Raw genomic sequence first — 20,032 nt, 5'->3', positions numbered from 1 at the left:
GCTTTCCTGCATCATTCGATGAAATGCCGAAGCTCCTTTCAAACTTCATTGAAGCTGAAGCATAATCTTGCATCTGCGGAGACATGATATAGCTGGAAAATGAACCGATGAAAGGAGGCTTTCACCCGATGCAAAATGTCCGCCGAATTCATGAACTGAACGATATCAAGACTTCGTCCTGGACGGAAGAGGAGCTGCACTATCACCAACGCGTCATGAGCGACCTCTCCCCATGGCTCAATGCCCAAGGCACCGCCATGCTGAGTCAGATCATCCATGAGATTGAAGACCGCGGCTAAAATCACACTTTTTATACATACGTGTTGATTTTATATCAAATATAAGGGATAATAAGCTTAGCTGCTGCCGGACGAAGCTTGGCTGCAGCCAGCTGGCGCGATTCCGTTGGAATTGCCGCAAGGTTCAAGGCCAACGATTTTCGTACCGGACACTACATATTATTAGGAGGTTTTTTACGAAATGGCACATCAATTACCCGCATTGCCTTACGCTAACAACGCACTTGAACCGCACATCGACGAAACAACGATGATGATCCACCACGATCGTCACCACAACACATACGTAACGAACCTGAACGCAGCTTTGGAAGCTCACCCGGATCTGCAATCCAAAAGCATCGAAGAGTTGATCTCCAACATCGACGCTTTGCCAGAAGGCATCCGTACAGCGGTTCGCAACAATGGCGGCGGCCATGCGAATCACTCCCTGTTCTGGGAAGTTATCGGACCAAACGGCGGTGGCGCACCTGCCGGCAAATTGGCTGATGCTATCAACAACGAGCTTGGCGGCTTCGACAAATTCAAAGAAGACTTCGCTAAAGCAGGCACAACTCGTTTTGGCAGCGGCTGGGCTTGGCTCTCCGTTACTCCACAAGGCAAATTAGTCGTTAGCAGCACACCTAACCAAGACAGCCCGATCATGGAAGGCAACACGCCAATCCTGGGTATGGACGTTTGGGAGCATGCCTACTACTTGAAATATCAAAACAAACGCCCTGACTACATCGCAGCGTTCTGGAACGTTGTCAACTGGGCTGAAGTTGGCAAGCGCTACGAAGCGGCTCTGTAAGTGCCGTTTTTCGTTCCATCCAAGGGAGAGAACATCACTGTTCTCTCTCTTATTTTATATTCGGTTACACATTTCACAGAATTTTCGTTCCCAATATGAAATAATATACATAATGTCTGTGAACACTGAGGTGGTATAAGCCCTAATGCGATTACTCCCTATATCCATGGTTCAGCCGGGGATGCGCCTCGGTAAACCCATCATGTCCGAGGATGGTCAACTTTTGCTCGAATCCGGGGCTGAGCTTTGTGCTGTCCGTATCCGCAAGCTGGTGCACATGGGATATCAGCAGCTGTATATCGAGGACAAACAGACAGAGGACATACAAATTCAAGACGCCCTGCGCGAAGAAACCCGGGCGGCCGTGAGGCTCCACCTGCTTCGAGCCTATCAGCGCCTGCATCAAACCGGGGAATGGAGCAGTGGGGAACGGCAATTTTTGTCCAACGCCGCCTTGCACTCCATGAAAATCATTTATGATGATTTGAAGCACCAGAACCTGACCTATGATGATACCATTTTTTTGATGCCGGCAAACCGGAGCAGCTTCTCGATTCTGGAGCATCTGTGTCAGAACGCGCTGAATACGTGCGTATATGCCACGCGTATCGGGATGATCGAGAATTTGGACCGGGAGCAAATTTTTGCTCTTGGACTGGGCGCCATGCTTCACGATATCGGCAATACCCAAGTATCCCCCAAGCTTTTGTTAAAAACGACCCCTCTCACGCCGCTGGAGTATGAAGCGATTCAAAAGCATACGGAATACGGCTTCCGCATCGTCAAGGAGATGCCGGGCATTCCACTTTTATCGGCGCATTGTGCGCTTCAGCATCATGAGAAAATTAACGGCTCCGGCTACCCTGCAGGTTTAACGGATGCCGGCATCCACCCTTTTGCCCAATGGGTAGGTTTGCTGGACGCTTATGACGCGATGACGAACCCCAGGCCCTACCGACCCGCCATGCCGCCGGATCATGCATTGGAAAATCTTTGCACGAGAGCCGGAACATTGTATGATAGAGAAAAGGTCGATACCTTTCGAAGTAAGGTTGCCATATACCCTGCCGGACTGACCGTCCGCTTGAGCACCGGTCAAATCGGCATCGTATCCAAGTACAATCCGACATTCAAGCAGCGCCCCGTGATCAGGGTCCTGACCAATGAGCTGGGAGAAAGCTTGAAGCAGCCTATGGAGATTGATTTATCGCGCCATCTGCATATCATGATTGACCGGATCGGTGAAGATGCAATGGTCCATTAAGTTTGGAAAAGAGATGAGCTTAGGCTATGCAAATCATGATTCCTTTGCTGAAAAACGTACCTTTGTTTCAGGATATGACGGACTACGAGCTGGATGCCATCGCCCCGTTGTTCGTAGAACGCAAGTTCAGGAAGAATACCGTTTTGTTTTTTGAAGGAGATTTGGGAGAAGAGTTTTTTATTATTGAGACAGGCTTGGTCAAAATATACAGAATTGATCATGCGAAGGAAATTATTTTATCCCTGTTCGATCGGGGAGATTTTTTCGGAGAAATGTCTTTAATTCAAAAAGGGCTTACCCGCTCGGCTACCGCCGAAACGCTGGAAGCCACGACGATGTACAGCTTGAGCCGGCAAGCCTTCTATCAATTTCTCGAGCGTTCGCCCAAGCTCAGTCTGAGGCTGCTGGAAATGACGATGGACCGGCTTCGCAAAGCCAACGAGCAAATCTATGACCTAACCTTCCTCGACGTCAGGACGCGAACGATCAAAGTACTATGCAGGCTGGCTGAGGAGCACGGCATTGCTCAAAGCGATAGCTTGCTGATCAACATGAAGCTGACGCATCAGCAATTGGCCAATATGGCAGGCACCGTGAGAGAATCCGTTACGAAGGTGCTTCAGGAGCTTCAAGAGGAGCAGATTATCGGCATTGAGAAAAAATTAATCTCCATCAAGAACATGGATGCGTTAAAAACCAAAACAGCTCCGGAATAGAAGCCGATGAATAAGCGATGGAGCGGACGAGCGGTTTGCTCTGATAACGATCGGCGAAGCGGGAAAGTATCTGCAGTCCGTTGTTCGCTCACGAATCCCGCCCCGGCACGCTTATGCTTCTGCAGAATCAAAGTACCGGTTCAGAATGCGCAAAAAAACATTCGGAAACGCGTACTGCCCCATGCTCTCCCTGTCGAGCCACTGATAGTGTGAAGGCAAAGGCAGCTCCGTGGCGGAGGCTAGGACAGGAGACGAAAGTCTGCCGGTCACGATCTGCATATCCCAGTGAATATGGCTGAACGTATGCTCCGCATGCATAAACCAGCGTTCCGCCTCGAACGAAACCGTCTCCTCCGCAAGCCGTTCGGCCAAAGCTGCTATCGATGGCTGCAGCTCACCTGGCGTCGGGGAATCGACTGACGCGTAGGCGAACGGCACCTCCGCATGAGGCAGCTCCCACATTCTGGCGAGCAGCCCTTCTTGCGGACGCTGGCGGATCAGCACGCGGCCCTCATTCGCACCGGCACCTTCGATCAATGCCGCCATCCGGTACTCGGGACGCGGCGGCTTGGCCTTTTTCTTCACAGGCAGCGCCTCTTCCATCCCCGCTTCCCTGGCTGCGCAATGCTCCATGACCGAACAGGTCAGGCAGTGGGGTGAACGCGGGGTGCATACGAGCGCTCCCAGTTCCATCAGGCCTTGATTGAAATCCCCTGCGGCCCCGTCAGGAATGAGCTCCTTCGCGAGCTTTTCCATCAGCACCCTCGTGCTCCCTTTCATAATATCTTCCTCGATTAAAAAGTATCTGGAAAGCACCCTCATAACATTACCGTCAACGGCAGGCTCCGGTACATTGTAAGCAATGCTAAGCACAGCGCCAGACGTATAAGGGCCTACACCCTTGAGTGAGGAAATCTCTTCTTTCGTGTTCGGCACAACCCCGCCATACCGTTCATGAACCTCCCGTACGGCTGCTTGCAAATTACGTGCGCGGGAGTAGTAGCCCAGTCCTTCCCACAGCTTCAGCACGTCCTCTTCCGGTGCATTCGCCAAAGCCTCCGTCGTCGGAAAGCGTTCAATAAACCGGTTAAAATACGGTATGACTGTGTCCACACGTGTTTGCTGCAGCATCACTTCGGAAATCCAAATATAATACGGGTTGCGGCTCCGGCGCCAAGGCAGATCACGGCGATGCCTTCGGTACCAAGCCAGCAGCTCCGTTGAAAAGTACGTTTTCTTCTGTTCTGTATCCATTGAGTCTCCTTCTAAATGCAAACGATTATGGTATAATAATGGAAATATCCATCGGAGGAGTGAGCCCTATGTTAACTCCCGGTGAGCTGGCCGCGCGGCTGAATAAGCTGGTTATATCGATCCTCCTGGTCGGGCACCAGAAATGCAGTCCGGAATGGCACCAGCTGCCCCGAACCATTCAGCACCATTCCATCTGGCTGGTTATTAAGGGCAAAGGCACCTTCACCATCAACGGCACACATTATCCTGCAGAGCCGGGCAAGTTCTTCGCCTTCAGTCCCGGGATGATCGTGGAACGGCAAACGGACCCTGAACAACCGCTGGAATACTACTTCCTACGTTTTCATTATACGGAAACTTACGAGGAGAAGGAACAGTGGATTTATCGCAGCGCTGCGGAATCGGCCTTTCCGCTGGAAGGCATGTACACCGTCACCAATACCCCGCAGCTTATTTATTTGTTCGAGCAGTTGGATATGCTGTGGAAGCGGAGAGGCCATATGACCGCGATGCGGCGCAAAATATTGCTGCTTGAAATATTTCTCACACTGATTCAGGATTTCCGTGCGCAAAAAATCGCAGGCGACACGACCGCAGCCATTGAGCTGACGCAGGACTACATGGTCGGACACTATCAGGAGCCGTTAACCCTGGAAGGACTGGCACAGATGGCCGGATTGAGCGTAAGCCATTATTCCCGCTTATTCAAAAAGTTTATCGGCTACAGCCCCATCGATTACTTGACGCATCTGCGGGTGGACCGCGCCAAAGAGCTGCTCGTGCTCTATGATTACCGGTTAAAGTCGATCGCCAACAGTGTAGGCTATACGGATGAGTTTTACTTTAGCCGTATTTTCAAAAAGGTGACCGGCGTGTCGCCCCGCGATTATGCGAAAAAACACCGGTTCGCCCCTGTCGTGGACCGGGGATGAACGAAAGCGTGAACAAGAGAACAAGCATCGGAGGACTGATCGGAATGAAAGGTTTCACATCAGGATTGGGGCAGCGGGGACTTATCGCTCTGCTGCTCGTCATGGCACTGGCCGGCTGCGGCAGCCCTGCAAAAAATGGAGGCGAGCCGTTCGGAGGCGATAAAAATCCGAATGCAAGCTCGAATGCGGCATTAGCCGAAGCGCCGGAGCAGGTGCAGGCGCTGTACAAGCAGACATGCCTGTCATGTCATGGAAATAATCTGGAGGGCAAGGTAGGGCCTACCACCAATCTGCAGAAGATCGGCTCCAAGCTGAGCAAGGATCAGATTGCGAAACAGATTACGAACGGCGGCAACGGAATGCCGGGTTTCGGCTCCAAGCTGAAGCCGGAGGAAGTCGATGCCCTGGCTGCCTGGCTCGCCGCTAAAAAATGACCGGTGCGCTGCGCTCGCATCGGCCGCTTCGGCCGTTGTACAAGCGTAAAAGACCCCGCTGTACAACGGCACGGATCCGCGACCTTTATCGAAGCCTTGCGAAGATGAGCGGCAGCCGCGTTCAGCGGCTGGTTTTATCGCCAATAAGCCTGCAGCCCCTTGTATGAAGGGGTGCAGGCTTATTTCTATAACGCGGGAGCGCAGCCGCGCTGCTGTTGCTTTATGCCCTATGCCTCAGGTAGGCTCCAGGCTCCAGGCTCCAAGCTTCAGGCCGATGTGTCGCGGCCGCCCTCTGTCCGTTCCACGATGGCATACGCCATCGCCATCGTGTCCGTATGCGTGATGCTCAAATGCACCGCCGTCGCACCCGGCTCTAGCTGCAGCCGCCTGAGCGCCGCGTCAGCTATGCGGCAAATCGGCTTGCCGAGCGCATCCGGAAGCACTTCCATATCCTGCAGCGACAGCTGCTTCCCGATACCGCAGCCAAAAGCCTTGCTGACGGCCTCCTTGGCTGCAAAGCGGCCGGACACGAACTCGGCCAGCCTTCCCTGCCTTCGCGAGGCCAGCTCCCGCTCAGCAGGCGTCAGCACCCTCTCCATAAATCGGTCGGCGACCGAATTGCCGAGTATGGAGCGGACCCGCTCGATGGCAACCAAATCGGTTCCAATCCCGATAATCATCGTGAACGCTTCCCTCGTTTCAAATCAATTCGTTAAATGCCCGGAATGCCGGCACGTTTATGCTCGGTCTTCAAGTACTGCTTCTCCAGCTTTTCTTTGGCTGCAGCATCGATATCCTTACCTTCCAAATAAGCGCTGTTGGCATCATAAGTGATGCCGAGCTCGGCCTCATCCGTCTGCCCTTCCCATAAGCCTGCGGTTGGAGCTTTATCCAATACGCTTTGCGGAACGCCCAGCTTGGCTGCAAGCTGGCGAACCTGACGCTTGTTCAAGGAGCTCAAGGGCGTAATATCGACCGCTCCGTCTCCGTATTTGGTGAAGAAGCCTGTGATCGCCTCAGAAGCATGGTCCGTTCCGACAACGAGCAGATTCAGCTCGAAGGCCAGTGCATATTGCAGCACCATCCGGGTTCTTGCCTTAACATTGCCCTTTCCGCCACGGCTCAGGTGACGATGCTCACCAATCGACTTCAGCCCGTATTCCGCCTCCAAAGCAATTTCATTGACGGCTTCCTCGATGTTCGTCTCAATTTTATACTTCAGCGCAAAGGCATCCGCTACCGCGTAGCTGTCGGCAATATCCGCTTGCTCGCCATAGGGCTGAAAGACCCCAACGGTTTTGTACTCCTTCCCCTTCTCTTCCGTCAGCTCGTTCGTGGCTTGAATACAGAGCCCTGTTGTAACCGCACTGTCAATGCCGCCGCTAATCGCAATCAGCAGCCCGTCCACTCCCGCTTTCAGCACGTATTCCTTCAAAAAATCAACGCGCTTGCGGATTTCCTCATCCACGTTAATTTCCGGCTTCACGCCAAGCTTCGCGATAATTTCCTGCTGCAAGCTCATATTGTCCACCTCTCCCCTTCGTCCGTTTACTATTAAGTATAGTTAACTCCGCTTCCCCAATGCAACTATACAAAGCTAGAAGGCATCCATGGATAAACGGCTTCGCCATCTTTCTTAATCTACCAAAAAAACTCCCGTATACCCGGATCATTATCCAGGCTTACGGGAGCTTCTTGATGCGTTATTTGCAATATTCTTCGAAAGCGGAGATCAGGTCGTTCGCAATCATTTCGGCCGAACGGTCCTCGATCTGATGACGCTGAATGAAATGAACCAGCTGTCCGTCCTTGAACAAAGCGATGGACGGAGAAGAAGGCGGATACGGAGCCAAGTACTCGCGAGCTTTAGCCGTTGCTTCCTTATCCTGTCCGGCAAACACCGTAAACAGGTGATCCGGCTTCACTTCATTTTGCAGGGCTTTGGCTACACCTGGACGGCATTGGCCGGCGGCACAGCCGCAAACGGAGTTAATGACGAGCAGGGCCGTGCCCTCTGCGTTCGGAAGATGTTCAACAACCTCCTCCGGTGTACGAAGCTCGCTAATACCGATACGGGTCAAGTCATCGCGCATCGGCTGAACCATATCTCTCATGTATGAATCAAATTGAAATTGCATAATATCTTTCACTCCTTTTACCTACATAAGGATATACAAACTATCATATGTTCCATTATACATCGGCTAGGAATGAAAGCAAAGCATCTGTGTTTAAAAAAGGGCATTCTATTTTTTTGTAGACTTTTTCATCGCTTCGTTGGGGGCGTTATAAGCAGGGTAAGCTACGTCCTTGTCGGGATGCATAAATATTCCCCCTTGGGGAGGGATGCCTTTTTCAAACAAATCTTTATTCTCGCTCGTATGAAAACCGACATCTTTGTACGGATGTACCCACTCGTCTCCAGCCATTACAACCGGGTCTACGTCCTTGGACCAGTTCTCCAAAGGCGATTGCGGGGATTCATAATTATGATCTCCAATGACTACGCCCTGTGAATTAACAAAAGGCTCCTTCGGTTCCGTCCCTTGCTTAAATTCCGGTAAAAAGTTAATTTCAAACGGGTCCAGCTCGCTGTTATCTTTGCTTCCGGCAACAGGGCGAACCGGCTTACCATTCTCATTACGGTCCATCAATCTTTCCCTCCTCATCCGTGATGCATCTGCCTTCGTGGCTTCTGAATTAAACTGAGGGACGGTTCGGTCCCCGCAGCTTTTTATCGGTGCCTGCCGCATCGGATACCCGCTGTGATATCTTTTTATTTTGCTCTGCCTGCTGCTCTTGCTCCTTGGACTCCGAAAGGTGATTGTTCATCGATAAGCTCCTTTCATCTTTTTAGCTAGTATGCTTCCGCCGATTGATTTCCAACCCGGGCTTCAAAAATTGGAAGGTGAACGATTTCTTGTTGAGCACGTCGAAACGATAGCCCTGCTCCTTTAGATGCCGAATGATGTGCGGCAGAGCATCCACCGTCGTCGTTTTCTGATCCAGATCGTGCATTAAAATAATTGCCTGCCGCTTCCCTCTGCTATTTTGCTTTACAGCCTCTACGATCTGCTCCTCACTGACTACCGCACCGGCCGCATCGGTCGAGCTTACATTCCAGTCGAAATAGCTGTACCCTTGCTGCGATATGTCACGGATGATGTTAGTCATTACATTCGAGCCGCCGTATTTCCGGCTCTGGTGATTGTTCGAGCCTCCCGGAAACCGCATGATCCGGGGTTTGACGCCAACCGTCTGCTCCAGGAACCGGTCCAGCCGCCGGACATCCGCTTGAAATGCCTCCGTAGAGGCATAAACGCGATTGTAATCATGGGAATACGTATGATTCCCCAAAGCATGCCCCGCTTCCACGATCGCTTGCAAGCTATGCTTGTCCGCGGCGGCAGCCCGGCCAGTTACAAAGAACGTCGCCCGAACGCCATGCTCCCGCAAAATGCGCAAAATGCGAAGCGTATTTCCGGAAGGGCCGTCATCGAACGTCAAGTAGGCCGTTTTCTCCATCCCTATACATTCGTTCTTGGACATAGACGGCCCACATGAAGCGCAGAGGAAGCCCCCAAGCTGCAGCTGAGTAGTTACCCGTTCCTCCTCCCCGGCAGCGGCTCGTACCTCCCCTGTGGGAAGAGACGATGGAGCGGGAGGTGCGGCGCGCGGCGATTCCGTCATGCTTTCGGAGAATAAAGGCATTCGGGTCAGCGGGATGAGTCCCAGCCCTACCGCTAGGAAGCATCCCAAACAGCTTATGACCACGCGAAGGCCAAAGCGAAGCTTCATGTTATCCGTCCCCCTCACGATACCCTCACTGTAAAGGCTAACAGATAGTATGACCCCTATGGTCTCCTTTCCTGGCTGGACGTTATTGGAAAGTGATGGGCAGACGCCGTGCCCCCTCTAGGCCAATGCAGCATATATTAAGACAAATGCCTATCGTTCGAGGAGGAATCCCCTTGCGTATTGCCAGTCACAAAAGCTTGCTGAAGCTTCAGGGCCGCTTTTATGTCGTTCAATTCAGTGATTCATTATATTTAATCTCACAGCGATTCGGCGTGAGCGTATCCGACTTGCTGACGTATAACGACCAGCTTCAAGGATCCAGTACCTTGTTTCCCGGAGAAATCTTATATATCCCTGAGCCCATGTCCAACACCTTGCGCAGAGGAACCGAAAAGCATCAGAGCAAGCACCTCAGTAAGCACATTAGTAAACATCTCAGTAAGCCGGGAAGCGGAAGGCATCAAAGCAAGCAGCACGGTTCAAAGAAACGGCTTTCCCGTCCGTAGACGGCAAAGCCGTTTTTTCTTGAATCGATTTCCATTGGAGCACCAGCCGCCGCTTGGTCCGTGACCGTGCTATGCCGCACCGGTGGATTAAACCGTGTTGGAAGTGGCGGCACAATGACTTTCTGCAATGAATTCTGTTTGCTTCCATCCGAATAAAAGGAGTAAGATTAGACAAGAACGGCTGAAAGCCGCTTATAATGGATATTATGGATATTATGCAACGGCAAGGAGTTATCAGATATGTCATATGATGTTATCGTCATCGGCGGCGGGCCCTCCGGCCTGATGGCCTGTATCGCTGCCGCCTCGCACGGGGCCAAGGTGCTGCTGATCGATAAGGGCGATAAGCTGGGCCGCAAGCTGGGCATTTCGGGAGGCGGCCGGTGCAATGTTACGAATGCCAAGGAAATCGACGAGCTGATCCAGCACATACCGGGCAACGGGCGGTTTCTTTACAGCGCTTTCGCCCACTTCAGCAATAAGGACATTATTGCTTTCTTTGAAGGGCTCGGAATCCCCCTGAAGGAGGAAGACCGGGGCCGGATGTTCCCCGTCAGCGACAAGGCGAAGACGGTTGTCGATGCGCTGGTCGCCAAGGTGCGAAGCCTTGGCGTCGATATCCGGGTGAACCAGCCGGTTCACCGCGTGCTGTTCCGCGATGAGCGGGTCGCGGGTGTGGAGCTGCACGACGGGCGGCACATCGAGTCGCGCGGCGTGATTGTGGCCACCGGCGGCAAGTCGGTGCCGCATACGGGCTCTACCGGCGACGGCTACGCCTGGGCCGAGGCAGCGGGGCACACGATCACGGAGCTGTACCCGACGGAGGTACCCCTGACGTCACGGGAGCCATTTATCCGCAGCAAGGAGCTGCAGGGCTTGTCGCTGCGCGGCATTACGCTTTCCGTGTGGAACCATAAAGGAAAGAAGCTGATCGAGCACGAGGGGGATATGATCTTCACCCATTTCGGCCTTTCCGGCCCGGCCGTGCTGCGCTGCAGCCAATTTGTCGTGAAGGCGCTTAAGCAGCAAGGAGGAGGAACCGTACGGTTAACGCTGGATCTGTTTCCTGAGCAAAGCGTCGAGGAAATTTATCAGTCTACCCTTCGTCTGGCGAAGGACGATCCGAAGAAGCAGATCAAGAATGTGTTGAAAGCCGCCGTATCCGAGCGCTTGGTCCCCCTTTTACTGAACAAAGCGGAGCTTGCGGGCGACATTACATACGACAACATTCCGAAGGCGCCTTGGATGGAGCTCGCGAAGCTGCTGAAAGCTTTTCCCATCGAAGTGAACGGGACCTTGTCGATTGAGGAAGCCTTTGTAACGGGCGGCGGGGTCCACCTGAAGGAAATTGATCCAAAAACGATGATGTCCAAACAAAAGGAAGGGCTGTTCTTCTGCGGCGAAATTCTCGATATACATGGATATACAGGAGGATATAATATTACAGCCGCTTTTACGACGGGGTACACGGCTGGGATGAGCGCCGCATCGGCAGCTATCCCTTCCGCATCATCGAAACCATAGCAACGGGAGGCCATAACCTTGGGGAAATTAAGCAAAATACTTGGAATTATCGCCAGCGTAGTGACTATCGCTATCGCGGTGTCTTATTTTATGGATAAACCCTCCATGGACCAGACGAGACTATCTTGCTTGATGCTGGCCATGTGCGGTTCTTTGATTTTCAACGGAGGCGCGTCCTATTTAACGAAGAAGGACAGACAAGGCTTGCTATCGGTTGCAGTAGGTATCGTTATTGTCGTGTTTGTACTTCTTCAATACCCTTTCTAAATGAATTCAGGCGGTGCCCGGACAGCATTCCACCGAATGTGTGCCTGGGTACCGCCTTTATTTTATCCGTCAGACTAGCTGCGCTGCCCCTCCGAGTAGGGTTCGATGTGCACGTGCACGTTATTGATGCTATGCTTCACATGCATACGCCGTTCAATATCGTCGCTAATATGATGGCTCTGCTCCACGCTCAGCTCGGCGCTCACCTCCACGACCACATCGAGAAGCACACTGCTGCCGTGCACACGGGCGCGAATATCCTTGATCCCTTTGACGCCCGGTGTTTTCCGTACGGTCTCTTGGAAAACCTGGAGCCGCTTCTCGTCGAAGCCGTCCGTGAGAGCATGTGTCGCCTCCGAGAAAATAGACCAGGCTGTCTTGCAAATGACAAGCCCCACCGCAAAGGCAGCGATCGGATCCAGGATCGGAAACCCGAGGCGGGACCCGAAGATGCCCACTGCTGCACCAATGCTCACCAGGGCATCCGAACGGTTGTCATAGGCAGCCGCCATCAGCGATTGGTTATTAATCCGCTTTGCCAGCCGATGATTGTACAGGTAAACTCCCCACATGCATACCGCAGCAATTAGCGCCACCCAGCCTGCAAGCATGTCCGGTGCCTGACGGTCGGAAGCCAAAAAGCTTTGGCCCGCTTGAATCAGCACTTGAATGCCGGCCGCGAACATAATGAAGGATGCGACAAGCGACGCAATCGTCTCTGCACGCAAATGGCCGTAAGGATGATCCTCATCGGGCGGCTTGCGGGATATGCGCAGACCGATCAGAACGGCCAAAGAAACGATAATATCGGTTGTATTGTTAATACCGTCTGCAGTTAATGCTTCTGAGCCCGTGATATAGCCCATGCTGATTTTGAATACAGAGAGGATGATATAAGCGACAATACTGACCCATGCGCCCTTTTCCCCCTGCTTCAGGTTATCATATGTGTCCACGTGCGGCTCTCCTCCAGTTCCATTGTCGAAACAAGCTATTTCTAAAACCGACCCCATCATAACAAACGAAACCGTTGTGGGTCTAGAGAAACAGTTTTCCCCCTGCAACGAAAATTAGGAGAGAGGCAACATTGTTTTCCGGGGTCAATTTTGTAGGACAAGGCAAGGATTAACGGCTTCGCCATTTTTCAAGGCGTCATGCGTTTGTCTCTTGTCAACTGAAAAAAAACAGCGGTCCGCTTTCATACGGTAGCCCGCTGATTTTGTCTTACATATGGACTCCGGCATCAAAATAGCCGTAATCATCGCCCGAAGGGTCTAACGGCTGCTTCCCTTCATCGTCAACCGAGTGCACAGCCTCACTTCCTATAGCCCCTTCATTGGTCGCATAAGAATCATCCCAATCCTCATTCACCACATGTGCCGGAATCCGAATATAATCGGCTTCATCATAGGCCATCGCATAGGTATCCAGCTCAGATGCTCCATCCTCTCGTTCCACCAGCCGCCCACCATAAGCCTGCGCGATTTCGAGAGCGGACGTAAGCTCGCTGTGGTCCACCTCAAGATGAACTGTCGGATGCTTCATCTCGGTATGTACACCGGCCCGGTAGCCCAATTCTTCCAACGTCTCGCGAGCCATGGCCGCAGACTGCTCCGTATCAAACTCAAAAAATATCGGTGCGGAACTCATACAGAATCGTCCTTTCTTTATACAGGAATAGTCTGCCTTATCATTCCCTGTTAGTGCTTCATTATTCCGGTGACGGATTGGGGTCCGGCCTCGTTTCATTCGAAGAACAGACATACCTTGTGAACATGAAGCATAGGATGGTACCAAAGAACAAAGGCTTCCCACTTTAGCGAAAGAGGTGAATGCGTTGTCCCCCTACAATGAAGATCCGAATGAAACCGACCCATCGGCAAACGCTGCTTCGGTCACAGACCCTTCGGACGTCAGCGAGAACAAATGGATAGCCGTCATTGCCTACATTGTATTTTTCCTGCCGCTCCTGGTCGCCAAGCAATCCCGTTTCGCCATGTATCATGCAAATCAGGGGCTCGTACTGCTTCTCTTCTCCTTAGCCTCCAACATCGTGCTGGGGCTGATTCCAGTGGTCGGCTGGATCCTGCTCCCGATCGCCAACCTGGCTACACTGGTCCTGGCAATCATCGGCATTATTCAAGCGGCCAACGGACAATTGAAACCGCTCCCGGTTTTAGGTAAGATCTCTATTATCAAAACGCCTTAGGAGCCAAGGGCAACCCGCATCGTGTGCCGGGTAAGGTAAACCTGGACCGGAGGTTCTCTGCTTACGCTTATCTAGACAATAAGCCGTTCCCCCCTTATGGAGGAACGGCTTATTTCATTGCAAGCAGACGATCAAAGAACAGAGGAATCGGGTCACAGCTGAGCAGAGTGCCCTCTTGAAACTTACACCTGTAATCCAGACAATCGGCCGAAGCGAGCATCGGACCGAGAAACTGTCTCACGTGTGCAGGCACCCCTTGATTATCCGGACGGGTCACCCATTCCACCGTCTTCCATGCCAATGTCCCTTCTACGGTTTCACGAGGCAGCATCAGCGCTTCCGCGTTGTCCTCAGGCAGCTCGGCAATATACACATACATCCCTCCGAATTCCCCCGGATCGGACTCCCAAGTCACCACACCGGAAAACCTGGCTTCGTTCAGCGTAATTCCGGTCTCCTCCCGAACCTCACGAAGCACGCTCTCGAAGGGCGTCTCCCCAGGCTCCAGCTTCCCCCCTACGCCATGCCAAAGTCCAACCAGCGGGGGCTTGGCCCGATTCAGCATCAGCAGCTCCGCTCCTCGGCGAATAAAGCATAAATTGTATTTCAGCATCACGTACGCTCTCCTTTCTCGGCTTTAAAACAAGCTCCTTTATTGGGCATCCGTTTCCCTTGAACCGGACTGATTCTTAACATGTATAATTATTTATCTCATTGAAGGCTCCGGGTTGTCAACGAGGAATCCATTTGTTATCATTGACAAAGTAGTTAAGGATGTGTAATGATATATTCAGAAAAAGTTACTTTATCGCTTGAAAGCTAAAAAGCTACAAAGCCACAAAGTCCTAAAGAGCGGAGCCGGCAGTAGGTCGTCCTGCTGCAGTTAGGCTAAGGCGGCCATAGATTGAGAGGAGCAAAAGTATGATGACAAGAGACAACAATCACAAAATTTTGGACTGCACGATCCGCGATGGCGGTTTAGTAAACAACTGGGATTTCAGCGTGAAAATGGTACAGGATATGTACGCAGGTTTAAGTGAAGCCGGCGTCGAATATATGGAAGTTGGTTATAAAAACTCGGCAAAATTGCTGAAAGGCGCCGATGCGGGCCCTTGGCGTTTTCTGAATGAGGATTTCCTGAAGGAAGTTATCCAAACGAAAACCGACACGAAGCTTTCCGCTTTGGTAGATATCGGCCGCGTAGACGAGAATGATATTTTGCCGCGCGAGCAAAGCTTCCTGGATATGATCCGTGTCGCTACCTATATCAAAGATGTGGACAAGGCTCTTGAGCTGGTTCAGAAATTCAACGGCTACGGCTACGAAACAAGCATTAACATCATGGCGTTGTCTCACGTTATGGAGAACGAGCTGGCCGAAGCTTTCGAAGAAATTAATAAAAGCCCTGTAGACGTCGTGTACATCGTTGATTCCTACGGAAGCATGGATTACACCGATATCGACTACCTGGTAGCCAAGTTCCAGCGTCTGCTGCCTGAGAAAAGACTTGGACTGCATATGCACAATAACATGCAGCTGGCTTTCTCCAATACTTTGCAAGGCGCGAGAAAAGGCGTAGAATTCCTGGACGCTTCCGTTTACGGTATGGGCCGTGCTGCAGGAAACTGCACAACCGAGCTGCTGCTCAGCAACCTGAAAAACCCAAGATATGATGTGCGTCCCGTGCTCGATCTGATCGAGAAACACTTGGTGCCTATGCGTGAAAAAGTAGAATGGGGCTACAACATCCCTTACATGATCGCCGGGGCGTTGAACGAGCATCCACGTGCCGCTATGGCGCTTCGTGCAAGCGACGATAAAGACAAATACGTTGAATTCTACGATAAATTGACTTCTCCGGAAGCGATGCCGACAAATCATCATTCCGATTAATTAATGCACCATTGCTTATTGCTTGTTCATGGAAGACGGAGGCTGTCCTTCATAGGTAGTAAGCCGTCAGGCCTGTTGAGAACTTCTCAGCAGGCCTTTTTCCTATTACTGCCCGATCCGCAGGAAATAAACAGGGTCTACTTTTTTACCGAGACGGTACTCGTTCGGGGTTGCTCCTACAAATGTGCGAAACACCTTGCTGAAATAATTCGCATAGCCGAAGCCCGTTTCCTGTGCTATGGACTCCACGGTTTTCCCAGTATGCCTCAGCAGCCAAGCTGCCTGCTCCACACGAATTTTCCTTAAATATTGGTTCGGCTTAAGTCCCGTCTTCTTCAGAAATTGACGGCAGAAGTGAAACTTCGTCAGCCCTGCCGCCTCCGCCATATCGTCGATTGATAAATCATGCGCATAACGCGCCTTCATCAGCTTGACCGCCGCCCGGATCGATTCGGGCAAATCCTCTGCCGCACGTACGATATCCCGCCCCTCCGCGAGCCGGTGCAGTCCCATCAGCATCTCGTACAACCGGATGGCAATCGTATACTTGTCCAGCTGCGGGTCACGGTATACGTCGGCATACAATCGGCTGAGGGCAAGGACAGGCTCCATATGGTCTTTGAACGAGATAACCGAGCCCAGCTTCTGGATAATATCGGAAAAGTGATTGGCTGCATCCATCCCGTTGACAACTACATACAGGAACTCCCATTCCTCGCTATCGTGAGGCAAATAATATTCATGCTCGCTGGGAACGGTGACAAGAAAGCCTTGTTCTCTGGTGAGTGCATATTCCGTCTCCCCAATCTTCAATGCGCCCCGTCCCGACAGCGTATATTGAAATACGGCATACCCGCCTCCCCGCTCCATCCCGTTCCAGCGATACGCTGGCGAGGTCACACGGTCCCACCCGATATTCAGAAGCCGAATCGGCAGCGAAGCCGGGCTCAAATATTTAAAACCATAGCTGGATCGCTCACATTCCTCATGTTGAAACAGCAATATAGTATCATCCTTTCGAAAATATGTTATCCTTGTAAGCCTTTCCCGTTTATTTTATTATGAAACTGTCCGAATCGGAAGTCAACGAAAAACAACTCTTTTCCTATAAAAATAAAGCAGGAGGTACGTTTATTTATGTTGAAAATCGCAATGATCGGTGCGGGAAGTATCGGCTTTACCCGTCGGCTTGTCATGGATATTTTGGCAGTCGAGGAATTCAGGGATGCGCAATTTCGTTTCATGGATATCAATGAAGAAAGCTTGGAGATGGTAACTCAGCTGTGCAAACTGATGATCGCCAAAAACGATCTCGCTGCGACCATCGTCGCAACAACGGATCAGCGCGAAGCGATCGCCGGTGCCGATTATGTCTTCTGTACGGCCCGTGTCGGCGGACTGGAAGCGTTCAAGCATGACATCGAAATTCCGCTGCGCTATGGCGTCGATCAATGCGTAGGCGATACGCTGGGACCCGGCGGTGTGTTCTTCGCGCTGCGGACGATCCCTGTGCTGCTCGACATCGCACGGGATATGAGGGAGCTTGCCCCGAATGCGCTGCTGCTTAATTACAGCAATCCGATGGCTATGAACACATGGGCGGTTCGTCGGGCAGGAGGCGTTCGCGTCATCGGCCTATGCCACGGCGTCCAGCACAGCCACGCCTTGATCTCCAAGGCACTCGGCCTGCCTAAGGAAGAAGTCGACTTTACCGCCGCAGGCATCAACCACCAAACCTGGTTCGTGCAGGTCGCCCATCAAGGCAAAAGCCTGCTGCCGGACATTCTCGAAGCTATGGAGAATCACCCCGAGATCTCGAAGAAGGAGCCTTGCCGCATCGATGTGCTCCGCCGCTTCGGTTACTTCTCTACCGAATCGAACGGACATTTGAGCGAGTACTTGCCTTGGTACCGCAAGCGCGCGGGCGAGACAGAGCAATGGATCAGCCGCGACTCCTGGATCGGCGGAGAGACCGGAGGCTACTTGAATCATTGCTTGAGCCGTGGGGATGAATACAAGGAGAATTACCCGAAATGGCTGAATGGAGAGCTGGAGTTCATCAAGCTCGGCGAGCGTTCCGAGGAGCATGGCTCGTATATTCTTGAGGCGTTGGAAACCGGCCGCGTGTACCGGGGGCATTTTAACATTGAGAACCGAGGGCTCATTACGAACCTGCCGGACGGCAGCACCATTGAGATCCCTTGCTATGTGGACCGCAACGGCATTCAACCGACGTCCATCGGCGACCTGCCGTTAGCGTGCGCCGCCACATGCCGTACCAGCATTTCCGTGCAGGAAATGACCGTCGAAGCCGCGTTGACCGGGAACCGGGAGCTGGTGAAGCAGGCGGTGCTTCACGACCCATTGACCGCAGCCGTCTGCACAACCGAGGAAGTATGGCGCATGTGCGACGACATGTTCGAAGCACTGGGGCCTTGGCTCCCGCAATTCAACGGCGAGAACCGGACCTGGAGCGATATACCGCAGCCGAACGGCGGGAAGCTTGCTTTTGTAAAATAAGCGATCACTTTGGCATACGCGGTTTCATGGGCCGAAGCCCCCGCTTTGGCTTGCCTTAACGGGCCATCGTGGACTGGAACCAAGCCTTGGATGTGGCATAGCAAAAGCTTAAGCGTCCTAATAATTTATATACTAAAAAGAGGTCATCCTTCGAAGGATGACCTCTTTCGCTTATTATTTATCTGAAATCAGGCGGAATCCGGTTTGCGACACCCGTCTTGATGGCCGCTTCAATAACGGCATGACGCACATTTTGCACCACATGATCATTGAAAATACTCGGTATGATATAGAGCTCGTTCAGCTCCTCTTCCGACACGACAGATGCGATGGCCCGGGCTGCCGCAAGCTTCATCGCCTCGTTGATCCGGTGCGCTCTGCAATCAAGTGCCCCGCGGAAAATGCCGGGGAAGCACAGCACGTTGTTAATCTGGTTCGGGTAGTCACTCCGCCCTGTTGCCATGACTCGAACATAAGGAGCTGCCAGCTCCGGATCAATCTCCGGCTGCGGGTTCGCCAGCGCGAAAACAATCGGATCTTTGGCCATCGCCTTCACATGCTCTACCTTCAACAGCCCTGCACGCGATACACCGATAAACACATCGGCTCCCGCGATCAGCTGATCCAAGCCTCCCGGTACCGCCTCAACCTGCGGCTGCTCCGCAAGCCACTGCCACATCGGCTGATCATAGGAACCCCCCCGTACAATGGCACCATCCCTGTCCACCGGCACCAACCGCTGCACGCCGGCCGCCAGCAGCATTTTACATACGGATACCCCCGCTGCGCCAATGCCGTTGACAACAACACGAATCGAATCGATCGGCTTGTCTACTACCTTCAAGGCATTCAGAATCCCTGCCATCATGACCACGGCCGTGCCGTGCTGATCGTCGTGGAACACAGGGATGTCCAGCTCCTCCTCCAGCCTCGCTTCGATCTCAAAGCAGCGCGGAGAGCTGATGTCCTCCAGATTAATGCCGCCGAATACCGGGCTGATCGCCTTGACTGTACGGATGATTTCTTCCGTATCCGTCGTATCCAGGCAGATCGGAAAGGCGTCCACATCGGCAAGCTGCTTAAACAGCATCGCTTTCCCTTCCATGACCGGCGCCGCAGCCTGTGGACCGATATCCCCTAGACCCAATACCGCTGTACCATCCGTTACGACAGCGACCGTATTTCGTTTGATCGTCAGCGAATACGCTTTCTTCGGGTTCTCATGAATGGCAGTACAAACCCGTGCAACGCCCGGTGTGTACACCCGGGATAAATCGTCTCGATTTTTGATCGGCATGCTCGGCTGCACGGATATTTTGCCCCCCAAGTGGGCCAGAAAGGTTCGATCGGACACGTTAATTAGCGTAATCCCCTTCAGCGCTTTTATCGCATCCACGACCTGGGCTTCTACCGAATCCTGGACATCCACCGTGATGTCCCGTACCGATGATTCCTTACCTACCCGGATGACGTCAATGGAAGTGACGTCACCTCCAGCTTGGCTGATCACCGAGGCTACATCTCCAAATGTCACCTGATCATGAGCCAGCTCTACCCTTAGAATGATACTCGTATTGGCCAAAACGATCCCCTCCACCGCAAAATATACAAATTCATGTATAA

General features: G+C 52.3%; 24 protein-coding genes. 12 read left to right on the top strand and 12 right to left on the bottom strand.

What is annotated here, in order from left to right; all coding sequences use genetic code 11:
* Positions 1–128: 128 nt before the first annotated feature.
* The 4 genes from CF651_RS32355 (at position 129) to CF651_RS18770 (ending at position 3,072) form a co-directional block, all read left to right on the top strand.
* Positions 129–299, top strand: coding sequence for a hypothetical protein (locus tag CF651_RS32355; RefSeq protein ID WP_179232874.1), 171 nt, complete (start codon positions 129–131; stop codon positions 297–299).
* Between the two features lie 181 nt (positions 300–480).
* On the top strand, positions 481–1,092 hold the full coding sequence (locus CF651_RS18780; RefSeq protein WP_094016394.1) for a superoxide dismutase: 612 nt from the start codon (positions 481–483) through the stop codon (positions 1,090–1,092).
* Positions 1,093–1,237: 145 nt separating this feature from the next.
* Complete coding sequence (locus tag CF651_RS18775; RefSeq protein WP_094016393.1) at positions 1,238–2,356, top strand: HD-GYP domain-containing protein; 1,119 nt, start codon at positions 1,238–1,240, stop codon at positions 2,354–2,356.
* A gap of 26 nt (positions 2,357–2,382) precedes the next feature.
* Positions 2,383–3,072 carry a Crp/Fnr family transcriptional regulator gene (locus CF651_RS18770; RefSeq protein WP_094016392.1) on the top strand — a complete coding sequence of 230 codons (690 nt, stop codon included), beginning with the start codon at positions 2,383–2,385 and terminating at the stop codon, positions 3,070–3,072.
* A 111-nt stretch (positions 3,073–3,183) separates the two neighbouring features.
* Here CF651_RS18770 and mutY read toward each other — a convergent pair whose 3' ends face one another.
* A complete protein-coding gene (mutY, locus tag CF651_RS18765) occupies positions 3,184–4,326 on the bottom strand; it encodes an A/G-specific adenine glycosylase (RefSeq protein WP_094016391.1) in 1,143 nt (380 codons plus the stop codon).
* Positions 4,327–4,394: 68 nt separating this feature from the next.
* Between mutY and CF651_RS18760 the strand changes: the two genes are divergently transcribed.
* Together CF651_RS18760 and CF651_RS18755 are read left to right on the top strand one after the other, a co-directional pair.
* A complete protein-coding gene (locus CF651_RS18760) occupies positions 4,395–5,258 on the top strand; it encodes an AraC family transcriptional regulator (protein ID WP_094016390.1) in 864 nt (287 codons plus the stop codon).
* Between the two features lie 8 nt (positions 5,259–5,266).
* Positions 5,267–5,692 carry a c-type cytochrome gene (locus tag CF651_RS18755; RefSeq protein WP_245856032.1) on the top strand — a complete coding sequence of 142 codons (426 nt, stop codon included), beginning with the start codon at positions 5,267–5,269 and terminating at the stop codon, positions 5,690–5,692.
* 266 nt (positions 5,693–5,958) lie between these two features.
* On the opposite strand, the gene acpS is transcribed toward CF651_RS18755, so the two are convergent.
* The 6 genes from acpS to CF651_RS18730 all read right to left on the bottom strand — a co-directional run bounded on the left by acpS (position 5,959) and on the right by CF651_RS18730 (position 9,490).
* Positions 5,959–6,372: a holo-ACP synthase gene (acpS, locus tag CF651_RS18750; RefSeq protein WP_094016389.1), complete on the bottom strand. Its 414-nt coding sequence runs from the start codon at positions 6,370–6,372 to the stop codon at positions 5,959–5,961.
* Between the two features lie 32 nt (positions 6,373–6,404).
* Positions 6,405–7,214 carry an ammonia-dependent NAD(+) synthetase gene (gene nadE / locus CF651_RS18745; RefSeq protein ID WP_094016388.1) on the bottom strand — a complete coding sequence of 270 codons (810 nt, stop codon included), beginning with the start codon at positions 7,212–7,214 and terminating at the stop codon, positions 6,405–6,407.
* A gap of 181 nt (positions 7,215–7,395) precedes the next feature.
* Entirely contained in the window at positions 7,396–7,830 is a 435-nt protein-coding gene (locus CF651_RS18740) for a BrxA/BrxB family bacilliredoxin (RefSeq protein WP_094016387.1), read from the bottom strand.
* 108 nt (positions 7,831–7,938) lie between these two features.
* Positions 7,939–8,343, bottom strand: coding sequence for a DUF3905 domain-containing protein (locus tag CF651_RS18735; RefSeq protein WP_245856031.1), 405 nt, complete (start codon positions 8,341–8,343; stop codon positions 7,939–7,941).
* Positions 8,344–8,392: 49 nt separating this feature from the next.
* Positions 8,393–8,524 (bottom strand): hypothetical protein, encoded by a 132-nt coding sequence (locus tag CF651_RS33195; protein WP_281254488.1) that lies wholly within the window; start codon positions 8,522–8,524, stop codon positions 8,393–8,395.
* Between the two features lie 21 nt (positions 8,525–8,545).
* A complete protein-coding gene (locus CF651_RS18730; RefSeq protein WP_094016385.1) occupies positions 8,546–9,490 on the bottom strand; it encodes a polysaccharide deacetylase family protein in 945 nt (314 codons plus the stop codon).
* Between the two features lie 173 nt (positions 9,491–9,663).
* On the opposite strand from CF651_RS18730, the gene CF651_RS18725 reads away from it, so the two are divergent.
* The 3 genes from CF651_RS18725 to CF651_RS18715 all read left to right on the top strand — a co-directional run bounded on the left by CF651_RS18725 (position 9,664) and on the right by CF651_RS18715 (position 11,787).
* A complete protein-coding gene (locus tag CF651_RS18725; RefSeq protein WP_179232873.1) occupies positions 9,664–9,996 on the top strand; it encodes a LysM peptidoglycan-binding domain-containing protein in 333 nt (110 codons plus the stop codon).
* 240 nt (positions 9,997–10,236) lie between these two features.
* A complete protein-coding gene (locus tag CF651_RS18720) occupies positions 10,237–11,520 on the top strand; it encodes a BaiN/RdsA family NAD(P)/FAD-dependent oxidoreductase (protein ID WP_094016383.1) in 1,284 nt (427 codons plus the stop codon).
* 18 nt (positions 11,521–11,538) lie between these two features.
* The gene (locus tag CF651_RS18715; RefSeq protein ID WP_094016382.1) at positions 11,539–11,787 is read left to right on the top strand and encodes a hypothetical protein; all 249 of its coding nucleotides are present in this window, start codon (positions 11,539–11,541) and stop codon (positions 11,785–11,787) included.
* 74 nt (positions 11,788–11,861) lie between these two features.
* Here CF651_RS18715 and CF651_RS18710 read toward each other — a convergent pair whose 3' ends face one another.
* Together CF651_RS18710 and CF651_RS18705 are read right to left on the bottom strand one after the other, a co-directional pair.
* Positions 11,862–12,743, bottom strand: a complete 882-nt coding sequence (locus CF651_RS18710; RefSeq protein WP_094016381.1) for a cation diffusion facilitator family transporter — start codon at positions 12,741–12,743, stop codon at positions 11,862–11,864.
* Positions 12,744–13,011: 268 nt separating this feature from the next.
* Complete coding sequence (locus CF651_RS18705) at positions 13,012–13,437, bottom strand: hypothetical protein (protein ID WP_094016380.1); 426 nt, start codon at positions 13,435–13,437, stop codon at positions 13,012–13,014.
* 187 nt (positions 13,438–13,624) lie between these two features.
* On the opposite strand from CF651_RS18705, the gene CF651_RS18700 reads away from it, so the two are divergent.
* Positions 13,625–13,996 (top strand): DUF4870 domain-containing protein, encoded by a 372-nt coding sequence (locus tag CF651_RS18700; protein ID WP_094016379.1) that lies wholly within the window; start codon positions 13,625–13,627, stop codon positions 13,994–13,996.
* Positions 13,997–14,105: 109 nt separating this feature from the next.
* Here the strand turns inward: CF651_RS18700 and CF651_RS18695 are convergent, their stop codons facing one another.
* Positions 14,106–14,609, bottom strand: coding sequence for an NUDIX hydrolase (locus tag CF651_RS18695; RefSeq protein ID WP_094016378.1), 504 nt, complete (start codon positions 14,607–14,609; stop codon positions 14,106–14,108).
* A gap of 311 nt (positions 14,610–14,920) precedes the next feature.
* On the opposite strand from CF651_RS18695, the gene CF651_RS18690 reads away from it, so the two are divergent.
* Positions 14,921–15,889, top strand: coding sequence for an aldolase catalytic domain-containing protein (locus CF651_RS18690; RefSeq protein ID WP_094016377.1), 969 nt, complete (start codon positions 14,921–14,923; stop codon positions 15,887–15,889).
* 105 nt (positions 15,890–15,994) lie between these two features.
* On the opposite strand, the gene CF651_RS18685 is transcribed toward CF651_RS18690, so the two are convergent.
* A complete protein-coding gene (locus CF651_RS18685) occupies positions 15,995–16,891 on the bottom strand; it encodes an AraC family transcriptional regulator (RefSeq protein ID WP_094016376.1) in 897 nt (298 codons plus the stop codon).
* Between the two features lie 135 nt (positions 16,892–17,026).
* On the opposite strand from CF651_RS18685, the gene melA reads away from it, so the two are divergent.
* Positions 17,027–18,409, top strand: a complete 1,383-nt coding sequence (melA, locus tag CF651_RS18680; RefSeq protein ID WP_094016375.1) for an alpha-glucosidase/alpha-galactosidase — start codon at positions 17,027–17,029, stop codon at positions 18,407–18,409.
* A gap of 178 nt (positions 18,410–18,587) precedes the next feature.
* Here the strand turns inward: melA and CF651_RS18675 are convergent, their stop codons facing one another.
* On the bottom strand, positions 18,588–19,991 hold the full coding sequence (locus CF651_RS18675) for an NAD-dependent malic enzyme (protein WP_094016374.1): 1,404 nt from the start codon (positions 19,989–19,991) through the stop codon (positions 18,588–18,590).
* Between the last annotated feature and the right edge of the window lie 41 nt (positions 19,992–20,032).

It is taken from the genome of Paenibacillus rigui (assembly GCF_002234615.1).
Lineage (GTDB): Bacteria > Bacillota > Bacilli > Paenibacillales > NBRC-103111 > Paenibacillus_S > Paenibacillus_S rigui.
The sequence above is the reverse complement of the archived record's forward strand: the minus strand, read 5'-3'. Positions and strand labels throughout refer to the sequence as shown.

Bases quoted from the DNA above. Each gene is read 5' to 3' on its own strand.
- CF651_RS32355 (WP_179232874.1), top strand. From the start codon at position 129: ATGCAAAATGTCCGCCGAATTCATGAACTGAACGATATCAAGACTTCG.
- CF651_RS18780 (WP_094016394.1), top strand. From the start codon at position 481: ATGGCACATCAATTACCCGCATTGCCTTACGCTAACAACGCACTTGAA.
- CF651_RS18775 (WP_094016393.1), top strand. From the start codon at position 1,238: ATGCGATTACTCCCTATATCCATGGTTCAGCCGGGGATGCGCCTCGGT.
- CF651_RS18770 (WP_094016392.1), top strand. From the start codon at position 2,383: ATGCAAATCATGATTCCTTTGCTGAAAAACGTACCTTTGTTTCAGGAT.
- mutY (WP_094016391.1), bottom strand. From the start codon at position 4,326: ATGGATACAGAACAGAAGAAAACGTACTTTTCAACGGAGCTGCTGGCT.
- CF651_RS18760 (WP_094016390.1), top strand. From the start codon at position 4,395: ATGTTAACTCCCGGTGAGCTGGCCGCGCGGCTGAATAAGCTGGTTATA.
- acpS (WP_094016389.1), bottom strand. From the start codon at position 6,372: ATGATTATCGGGATTGGAACCGATTTGGTTGCCATCGAGCGGGTCCGC.
- nadE (WP_094016388.1), bottom strand. From the start codon at position 7,214: ATGAGCTTGCAGCAGGAAATTATCGCGAAGCTTGGCGTGAAGCCGGAA.
- CF651_RS18740 (WP_094016387.1), bottom strand. From the start codon at position 7,830: ATGCAATTTCAATTTGATTCATACATGAGAGATATGGTTCAGCCGATG.
- CF651_RS18735 (WP_245856031.1), bottom strand. From the start codon at position 8,343: ATGGACCGTAATGAGAATGGTAAGCCGGTTCGCCCTGTTGCCGGAAGC.
- CF651_RS33195 (WP_281254488.1), bottom strand. From the start codon at position 8,524: ATGAACAATCACCTTTCGGAGTCCAAGGAGCAAGAGCAGCAGGCAGAG.
- CF651_RS18730 (WP_094016385.1), bottom strand. From the start codon at position 9,490: ATGAAGCTTCGCTTTGGCCTTCGCGTGGTCATAAGCTGTTTGGGATGC.
- CF651_RS18720 (WP_094016383.1), top strand. From the start codon at position 10,237: ATGTCATATGATGTTATCGTCATCGGCGGCGGGCCCTCCGGCCTGATG.
- CF651_RS18705 (WP_094016380.1), bottom strand. From the start codon at position 13,437: ATGAGTTCCGCACCGATATTTTTTGAGTTTGATACGGAGCAGTCTGCG.
- CF651_RS18695 (WP_094016378.1), bottom strand. From the start codon at position 14,609: ATGCTGAAATACAATTTATGCTTTATTCGCCGAGGAGCGGAGCTGCTG.
- CF651_RS18690 (WP_094016377.1), top strand. From the start codon at position 14,921: ATGACAAGAGACAACAATCACAAAATTTTGGACTGCACGATCCGCGAT.
- melA (WP_094016375.1), top strand. From the start codon at position 17,027: ATGTTGAAAATCGCAATGATCGGTGCGGGAAGTATCGGCTTTACCCGT.